At 32.9% G+C, this 8,663-nt stretch carries 8 protein-coding genes; all 8 read left to right on the top strand.

Going from position 1 to position 8,663, the window contains the following annotated elements:
• Positions 1-286: 286 nt before the first annotated feature.
• The 8 genes from CKF58_RS06755 to CKF58_RS06720 all read left to right on the top strand — a co-directional run bounded on the left by CKF58_RS06755 (position 287) and on the right by CKF58_RS06720 (position 8,593).
• Positions 287-1,456, top strand: coding sequence for a phosphoglycerate kinase (locus tag CKF58_RS06755; RefSeq protein WP_119532256.1), 1,170 nt, complete (start codon positions 287-289; stop codon positions 1,454-1,456).
• 18 nt (positions 1,457-1,474) lie between these two features.
• The gene (fbaA, locus tag CKF58_RS06750; protein ID WP_119532244.1) at positions 1,475-2,554 is read left to right on the top strand and encodes a class II fructose-bisphosphate aldolase; all 1,080 of its coding nucleotides are present in this window, start codon (positions 1,475-1,477) and stop codon (positions 2,552-2,554) included.
• A 91-nt stretch (positions 2,555-2,645) separates the two neighbouring features.
• The gene (locus CKF58_RS06745; RefSeq protein ID WP_222987753.1) at positions 2,646-3,653 is read left to right on the top strand and encodes an alanine racemase; all 1,008 of its coding nucleotides are present in this window, start codon (positions 2,646-2,648) and stop codon (positions 3,651-3,653) included.
• An 89-nt stretch (positions 3,654-3,742) separates the two neighbouring features.
• Positions 3,743-4,069 carry an outer membrane protein assembly factor BamE gene (locus CKF58_RS06740; RefSeq protein ID WP_119532240.1) on the top strand — a complete coding sequence of 109 codons (327 nt, stop codon included), beginning with the start codon at positions 3,743-3,745 and terminating at the stop codon, positions 4,067-4,069.
• A gap of 13 nt (positions 4,070-4,082) precedes the next feature.
• Positions 4,083-4,871, top strand: a complete 789-nt coding sequence (locus CKF58_RS06735; protein ID WP_119532238.1) for an enoyl-ACP reductase FabI — start codon at positions 4,083-4,085, stop codon at positions 4,869-4,871.
• A 77-nt stretch (positions 4,872-4,948) separates the two neighbouring features.
• The gene (locus CKF58_RS06730; RefSeq protein WP_119532236.1) at positions 4,949-7,399 is read left to right on the top strand and encodes an RNB domain-containing ribonuclease; all 2,451 of its coding nucleotides are present in this window, start codon (positions 4,949-4,951) and stop codon (positions 7,397-7,399) included.
• 161 nt (positions 7,400-7,560) lie between these two features.
• Positions 7,561-7,776 carry a 30S ribosomal protein S21 gene (gene rpsU / locus CKF58_RS06725; RefSeq protein ID WP_119497179.1) on the top strand — a complete coding sequence of 72 codons (216 nt, stop codon included), beginning with the start codon at positions 7,561-7,563 and terminating at the stop codon, positions 7,774-7,776.
• 82 nt (positions 7,777-7,858) lie between these two features.
• Positions 7,859-8,593 carry a TerC family protein gene (locus tag CKF58_RS06720; protein WP_119532258.1) on the top strand — a complete coding sequence of 245 codons (735 nt, stop codon included), beginning with the start codon at positions 7,859-7,861 and terminating at the stop codon, positions 8,591-8,593.
• Positions 8,594-8,663: the final 70 nt, after the last annotated feature.

The following is an 8,663-nucleotide window of genomic DNA, read 5'->3' as shown; positions in this document are numbered from 1 at the left end:
ACACATCTTTCTAAAAAGTTTAAAAAACATTAATTAATGCTTTATTAGCTGTTTGTCTTAATAAATTAAATTATTAATCTCTAAGAAGTAATTTTAAATTTACTTTAATCGCTTGTGAATAATAACCCTAGCTATACCTAGGGTTATTTTTATATCTTCACTTTTACAAATAATTAAAAATCAACAATTTATCTTTGTTATAGCGAGAGAAAATTGGTTTATTTGCTTAGGATATTTATGAGCATGGTATAATAAGCTCGGTTTGAATATATTACAGGAGAGAACCATGTCTGTAAAACAATTAAAAGATGTAGACATTAATAACAAAGTTTTATTTATCCGTGCTGATTTAAACGTACCAGTTAAAAATGGTAAAGTGACTTCAGATGCACGTATCGTTGCTACTCTTCCAACAATCAAATACGCTTTAGAAAATAAAGCTAAAGTATTAATCACTTCTCACTTAGGTCGTCCTACTGAAGGTGAATACAACCCAGAATTTAGTTTACAACCTGTAGTTGATTATTTAGCAGAAGCTTTACCAGGTGTTAAAGTTCGTTTAGAAAAAGACTACGTAGGTAAAGATAAAGTTGATGTAAACGAAAACGAAGTAGTAGTTTTAGAAAACGTTCGTTTTAACGTTGGTGAGAAAAAAGACAACGAAGAATTAGGTAAAGCTTACGCTAAACTATGTGACGTATTCGTAATGGATGCATTTGGTACAGCTCACCGTGCTCAAGCTTCAACTCACGCAGTTGCTAAGTTTGCGAAAGAAGCTGTAGCTGGTCCATTATTAAGCGCTGAATTAGACGCTTTAGGTAAAGTATTAAAAAATCCTAAACGTCCTTTAGTTGCTATCGTTGGTGGTTCAAAAGTTTCTACAAAATTAACTGTTTTAGACAACTTATCTAAAGTAGCAGATCAAATCATCGTAGGTGGTGGTATTGCTAATACTTTCTTAAAAGCTGCTGGTGTTGAAGTTGGTAAATCTCTATGTGAAGATGATTTAGTACCTGAAGCACAACGTTTAGCTAAAGAAGTATCTATTCCTTTACCAGTTGATGTACGTGTTGGTAAACAATTTGATGAAAATGAACCAGCAGTAGAAAAAGATGTTAAAGACATCGCTGCTGATGACATGATTTTCGACGTGGGTGACAAAACATCTGCAGAATTAACACAAATCATCAAAAATGCAGGTACTATTTTATGGAACGGTCCAGTGGGCGTTTTCGAGTTCCAAGCATTCTTAAAAGGTACTAAAGAATTAGCTGAAGCTATTGCTGAATCAAATGCATTCTCAGTAGCTGGTGGTGGTGATACTCTTGCTGCTATCGATCTATTTGGTCTAAAAGATAAAATTTCTTACATTTCTACAGGTGGTGGTGCTTTCTTAGAATTTGTTGAAGGTAAAGTTTTACCAGCTGTAGCAATCCTTGAAGAACGTAACAAATAATTTAGTTGGAGTTAAAAAATGACTAAAGTATTAGATGTAATCAAACCAGGTGTAGTACATGGTGACGATTTACAAAAATTATTTAAAATCTGTCATGAACACAATTTTGCTTTACCTGCAGTAAACTGTGTAGGTACTGATTCAGTAAACGCAGTAATGGAAGCTGCAGCTAAATTCCGTTCTCCTGTAATTGTTCAATTCTCAAACGGTGGTGCTCAATTCATCGCTGGTAAAGGTTTAGACGTAGATCCACACTACAAAGCAGCTTTAGGAGCTATCGTAGGTGCTAAACAAGTTCACTTATTAGCAGAAAAATACGGTGTTCCAGTTGTATTACACACTGACCACTGTGCGAAAAAATTATTACCTTGGATCGATCACCTATTAGATGCTGGTGAAGAATTCTTCAAAGCTCACGGTAAACCATTATTCTCTTCTCACATGATCGACTTATCAGAAGAGCCATTAGAAGAAAACGTTGAGTTATGTAAGCAATATCTAGCTCGTATGGATAAACTAGGCATGACTCTAGAAATGGAATTAGGTATTACTGGTGGTGAAGAAGACGGTGTTGACAACTCTCACCGTGACCAAGCTGATTTATACTCTAAACCAGAAGAAATCGACTACGTTTACACTGAGTTATCAAAAGTATCTCACCGTTTCACAATCGCTGCAGCGTTTGGTAACGTACACGGTGTTTACAAACCAGGTAACGTTAAATTAACACCAAAAATCTTATTAAATGGTCAAAAATTCGTTGCTGAAAAACACAAAACTGCAACTGATAAACCTGTTAATTTCGTATTCCACGGTGGTTCAGGTTCTACTCACGAAGAGATTCAAGAAGCTGTATCATACGGTGTAGTTAAAATGAATATCGATACAGATACTCAATGGGCTACATGGGAAGGTGTGTTAAAATTCTACAAACAAAACGAAGCATACTTACAAGGTCAATTAGGTAACCCTAACGGTGCTGACGCTCCAAACAAAAAATACTACGATCCACGTAACTGGTTACGTCACGCACAACAATCAATGGTTGACCGTATCGGCCAATCAATGGATGATTTAAACTCTAAAAACACTTTATAATTTTTTTAGAGATCCATAATTCCTTTTTGATTAAATTTTAAGTATTCTAAAGAAAAAGGGAGGGCTTTATGCTCTCCTCTTTTTTATGGTTATGATAAACAATACTTTATTTCAACAAATCGCTAAAAATCTCACGCAGATTAAGAATCTAATAGTGCAAATCCAAAGCAAATTTCACAAAACCGAGCAAGCTGAATTAATTGCAGTTACCAAATATGCAACGACTATGCAATTATTTGCATTAGTTTTAAATGGGCAATTAAAGTTTGGGGAAAATTATTTACAAGAAGCTGTACGTAAAGATAAATCTTTAAAGTTTATTCAATATTTACTTACTAATAACTTAGTTGCAGTTTATTGTGACTTTATTGCGCAAATTGGTGAAAAGTTACCTTTAACTAGCGCTAACAATTTAGATACTTACCTTAGTGTGTTATTTAGTGATAAAACTAATACCACAGATTACCCCCAACTATTAACCCTAATAGAGCAGCTAAGCAAGGATTATTTAGATTTATCTAACTTTAGTGCTGAAATATTACTTGATTGTACTTTTATCTATTGTTTACGCGATTGGCTACATATAAAAGAAAATCACGACTACTTACTTGATGCCTTAAATAATTTAGAAATCCATATTATTGGTAATCTGCAAAGTAAAAAAATTAAAGATGCTGTTGCTATCAGTAGTGCTATAGCGACGGTTGATAGTGTAAAAACCTTAGAAAAAATTGCTGAACAAGCGACTAAACAGCAAATTGCATCTGTTAACATTTTATTACAGTTAAGATCGCCAAATGTTACAGGCGATAACCGTCATGGTTGTGAACCAAAACTGATTTTTGAGCTAATTTCTCTTGCGAAAAAATTACCGAATATTAACATTCAAGGGATAATGTTTATTGCGAGCACGCAAAATTTACCTCAAGAATATGAATATGCGCAACAAGTTTTTAACAACATCAAAGCAAAATTAGGATCTAATTGTAAGATCCTTTCGATGGGAATGTCTGACAGTTTAGAAGTTGCCTTAAAATATGGCTCGACACAAGTACGTATAGGTTCTGCTTTATTTCAGACAAATACGGCAGGAGCTTAGTAATTATTTCTAGTTTTATGCTATAATAGCTTGCAGACAACGTAAACTTTGCGTAACTATAGACTAGTTTACTTAATATAAGGTTTTAAATGAGAAAGCTTTTTCTTGCATGTCTTACAGCATTAAGTGTTGTAAGTTTATCTGCTTGTTCGATCATCTATCAACCAGTTAGATCAGAAGGTACTGTTTTAACTAACGAACAAGTTGCTCAAATTAAAAACGGTTTAACCAAAGAACAAGTTTTATACATTCTGGGAACTCCAAATGTATATAAAACTCTTTCTGAAGACTCGTGGTACTATGTAACGCGTGATATTTCTACACGTGGAAAAGTAACACAAAAAATTTATGTAGTAACTTTCCAAAACAATAAAGTAGTAAGTTTTGGTAATTTAGATAACGCTGCAAAAAATTAATATAGGCATAATCATGGGAATTTTAGCAAATAAAAAAATCTTAGTTACAGGTATTGCTTCAAATTTATCAATCGCATACGGTATTGCAAAACAATTACACGCTCAAGGTGCTGAATTAGCATTCACTTATGTAGGTGAAAAATTAAAAGGTCGTGTAGAGAAATTTGCTGCTGAATTTGGTTCAAACATCGTTTTAGAATGTGATGTTACTAATGATGAATCAATTGAAAAATGTTTCACTGATTTAGCAAAAGTATGGAACAAATTTGACGGTTTCGTACACTCTATTGCTTTTGCTGGTGCTGATCAATTAGATGGAAATTTCGTTGAAGTTGTAACAAGAGAAGGTTTCCGTATTGCTCATGACATTTCTGCTTACTCTTTAGCAGCAATGACTAAAGCAGCTAACCCTTACTTAAACGAAGGTGCTTCAATTATTACTTTAAGTTACTTAGGTGCAGAGCGTGCAATCCCTAACTATAACGTTATGGGTCTAGCTAAAGCTTCACTAGAAGCATGTGTACGTTACATTGCTAACTCTGTAGGTGATAGAGGTATCCGTTGTAACGCAATTTCAGCAGGTCCAATTAAAACTCTTGCTGCTAAAGGTATTAAAAACTTCGGTAAAATGTTAGATTACTGTGAATCAGTAACTCCATTACGTCGTACAGTTACAACTGAAGACGTTGGTGGTACAGCTGCATTCTTACTATCTAATTTAGCATCAGGTGTTACAGGTGAAGTAATTCATGTTGACGGTGGTTTCTCTATCGCTGCAATGAACGAAAACCTTTTAGACTAATTAAACCTTAGTATCTCTGTAAAGCCTAATTCATTGAATTAGGCTTTACGCATATATACAGTCAACGAAATCAGCTTATGCTAAAAGATAATAAATCTTTATTAGAATTAAAAAAGCAATTATCTGAGCAAAAAAAATCTTCACCTCAAGAAGGTAAAGGACGAGCTTTACTAAATAAAAGTAAAGAAGAAAAGAACAAATTTTATGCTAAGAAAGCTAAAGGAGTAAATCCTTTTGCTCAAGGTATTGAAACTGTTTCTTTTATTAGTGGTGATGATAAAGTACACTATTTAAGTAATGACCACATTACAAACAATCAGTTAGATAATCGTTCTTATCCTTTATGTGATTGCAAAGATCATGAACAATTAAAAGAATCTAGCTATTATCTATGTGCTGGTAAAACCTGTACTTGTGTGCACGATAATAAACACCGTTTAAATCATACTTTATACGTAGGTATTATTCGCGTGCATGAGAAAGGCTTTGGTTTTATCGAACAAGGAGAGCAACGCGTTTATGTGGCAAATAATGCTGCTAGTTTAGTTTTAGATCAATGTACAGTAGCTTATACTATCGGTAAGACTAAACGCAGTTTAATTGGACACATTAAAACTGTAATTAGCCATCCTTATACTCGCTGTGTTGCTAAAGTAGTTAATTTAAATCCTTTACAAATCATTTTAAGCGATGATCCTACTAAGCAAACGTTTAATGCGAGCTTAGCTTCTGATATAGCCGCAAAAGATGAAATTGCTTTAGATTCGGTAGTTATAGTTACAGTCGACGACATTAATGCAAAAATTAATGACGTTAATGCTAATTTTACGTTTACGATTAATGATTATGTATGTAGCTATCAAGATCCATTACATCAATGGCATGAAAAATTACAACAAAATCTTCTACCGAGCGTAGACGATACTATTACCGAACCGCAAATCGATCGCAATGCTCAAGAGCGTGTGGATTTAACTGCAATTCCATTTATCTCTATTGATAGTGAAAAAACACAAGATGTTGACGATTTAGTGTATCTTTATACTATCAGTGAGCAAGATAAAATAGTTACAAGTGAAGATCTAACTAAGTTAACTTCTGCTGCTATCTTGACTCAATCTAAAGTAGCACATAGTTATGAGTTTGCACAAGAATGTGCTTTTAATGCCGCAAAACTTTTAGTTCCAGAGCATACTCAACACATTTTAGCTATCGCAATTGCAGATCCTGGTGCATTATTTAACTTTGATGATGTAGTAGATCAACGCGCTCAAGCTTTAACCCAAACTTTATATCTACCAGCTTTTACCGTGGATATGTTACCAACAAAAATTACAGCTACGAGCTCATTATTAGAAAATGGTAACAAGCCAGGTCTTGTAGGTTTTATTTACTTGGCAGCAGATTATGAAGTATTAGGTTCTGAATTTAGATTAGCTACGATTAATAATCATGCTAAATTAAATTATGAGCAAGTATCTGCTTATATCACTAAACAATTAGTAAATCCGGAACAAACTTTTGCTAATCATCAATTAGCTCCTAGCCATATAATTGCTCTAATTGATCGTCTATACAAGTTTCATCTAGGACGCTTAGCATGGAGAGATCTGCATCAACGTACAGTAAACTACTCAACCACTAATACTGATTATATTATTGATGAAAATAGTGAGTGCGTTGATATTATTCTCAACCAATTTAGCATTTCTCATGAAGTAATTAGTGAGTGCATGTTACTCATTAACTCCTGTGCTGGTAGCTTTTATAAGCAATTTGGCATTCCAGCTATTTACAATCAACAACACGGCATTAAAGCTAATAATTTAAATTACTTTAGTGAGTATTTAAAATATTTAGTTGAAGATAAAGATATGCATGATCTTGTTCCGTATCTAGATAAATATCATGCCGAGTTATCAGATTGTGAAAAATTAGAATTATTCCATGCTATTTTACAAATCGTAAGTAAATATAACGATGTATATGTCTCTCGTATATTACGTTTTATGGATAATTCAGATTTTACGCTTGAGCCACAAGTGCATATTGGTTTAGGAACTGAAGCTTATATTAACTTCTCTTCTCCTATTCGTAGATATACAGATATTATTAATCAACATAATTTGAAGAGTTTCCTACTTAAGCAACCATATAAACTAATAAGTAATGAGTTACTTGAAAAACTAAATACTTTACGTGTAAACATTAAAAATATCGCTAAAGAACTTGCTGTGATTCTTGAAACTCAATACTTAAACAAGAAACTTAATCAAAGCTTTACAGCTGAAATAGTATCAATTATTAATTCAGGCATACGAATTAAATTAATCGATTCAGGCATTAATGGTTTTATATACACTTATCGTTTAGAAGATAAAGTAGATTCAATTTCTATTAATTCTAACGCTATGGAAATAACCCTTAATGGTAAATTATTCACCATTAAAGATAAAATTGACGTGACTTTACAACGTGTTGAGAACGGTAAATACATCTTTAACTGGAATGAATTTACAAAAAAGTAACAAAAGCTAAGAATAGTTTGTTATAATTTACCTGAATATATATTTATTGACTAGGAACGAATGCCCTCTATTTACTTATATAAGTAAAGTTAGTCTTTTTATGTAAATAGTCATTCTTACTATTTACTCCACCAATTATAAACTAAAATGAGGTATGGCTCATGCCAGTAATTAAAGTTCGTGAAAATGAAACATTTGACGTAGCATTACGTCGTTTTAAACGTAGTTGTGAAAAAGCAGGTATTTTAGCTGAAGTTCGTAACCGTGAATTCTACGAAAAACCAGCTACAATCCGTAAACGTTTAAAAGCTACAGCTAAAAAACGTAACGCTAAACGCGTAGCTCGTGAAAACTCACGTCACAATCGTTTATACTAATTTACTCTTCTGACGATTTAAAAGGAGCCCTCTTGAGGTCTCCTTTTTCTTGTTATTTTTCTTTACTTACTATATATTTACAATGTTCGAATTACTCTTCGATTACCATTTCTATCTATCTCTATTTACCCTAACTTTATTAGAAATAGTTTTAGGGATTGATAATATTGTAGTTATTGCTATTTTAGTTAATAAACTACCAGAAAAACATAAGCGTAAAGCCCAACTGATTGGTTTAGGCTTAGCTATGGGAGTAAGGGTCGCTCTACTCTTCACTTTAGCATGGTTAAGTCACTTAATTAAACCATTATTCTATATTAATGACTTTGCTGTTACTGGTCGTGATTTAGTTCTATTATTAGGTGGCTTATTCCTAGTTTATAAAGCCATTGGTGAACTATATAGTACCATTATGCATACCGAACATGAAGAGAATGGTGAAAAGAAAGTATACGCTACTTTTTCTTCTGTAATTATGCAAATCATTATTATGGATGCTGTATTCTCACTAGACTCAGTAATTACCGCTATTGGTATTGCCGAACACTTACCTGTAATGGTGCTAGCGGTAATTATTGCAATTATCTTTATGATGTGTTTTAGTAATTATATTGTGAAGTTAATTGACAATTACCCATCTTTAAAAATTCTCGCTTTAACTTTCCTAGTTATTGTTGGTTTAATTTTAGTAATTGAAGGTTTCCACATTCATATTGATAAAATTTATTTATATAGTGCTATGGGCTTTAGCCTCTTAGTTACTATTTTAAATATCGCATATGAAGTAATAGCAAAACGCATTACGCAAAAACAATAATAAATTTTACATAATTTAAAAGCCCATCGATATTTTATCGATGGGCTTTTAATTTCGGAATACAAATATT

It is taken from the genome of Psittacicella hinzii, from assembly GCF_003585935.1.
GTDB classification, from domain to species: Bacteria; Pseudomonadota; Gammaproteobacteria; order Enterobacterales; family Psittacicellaceae; genus Psittacicella; species Psittacicella hinzii.
Note: the sequence above shows the minus strand (reverse complement) of the source record. Positions and strands in the feature narration are given on the sequence as shown.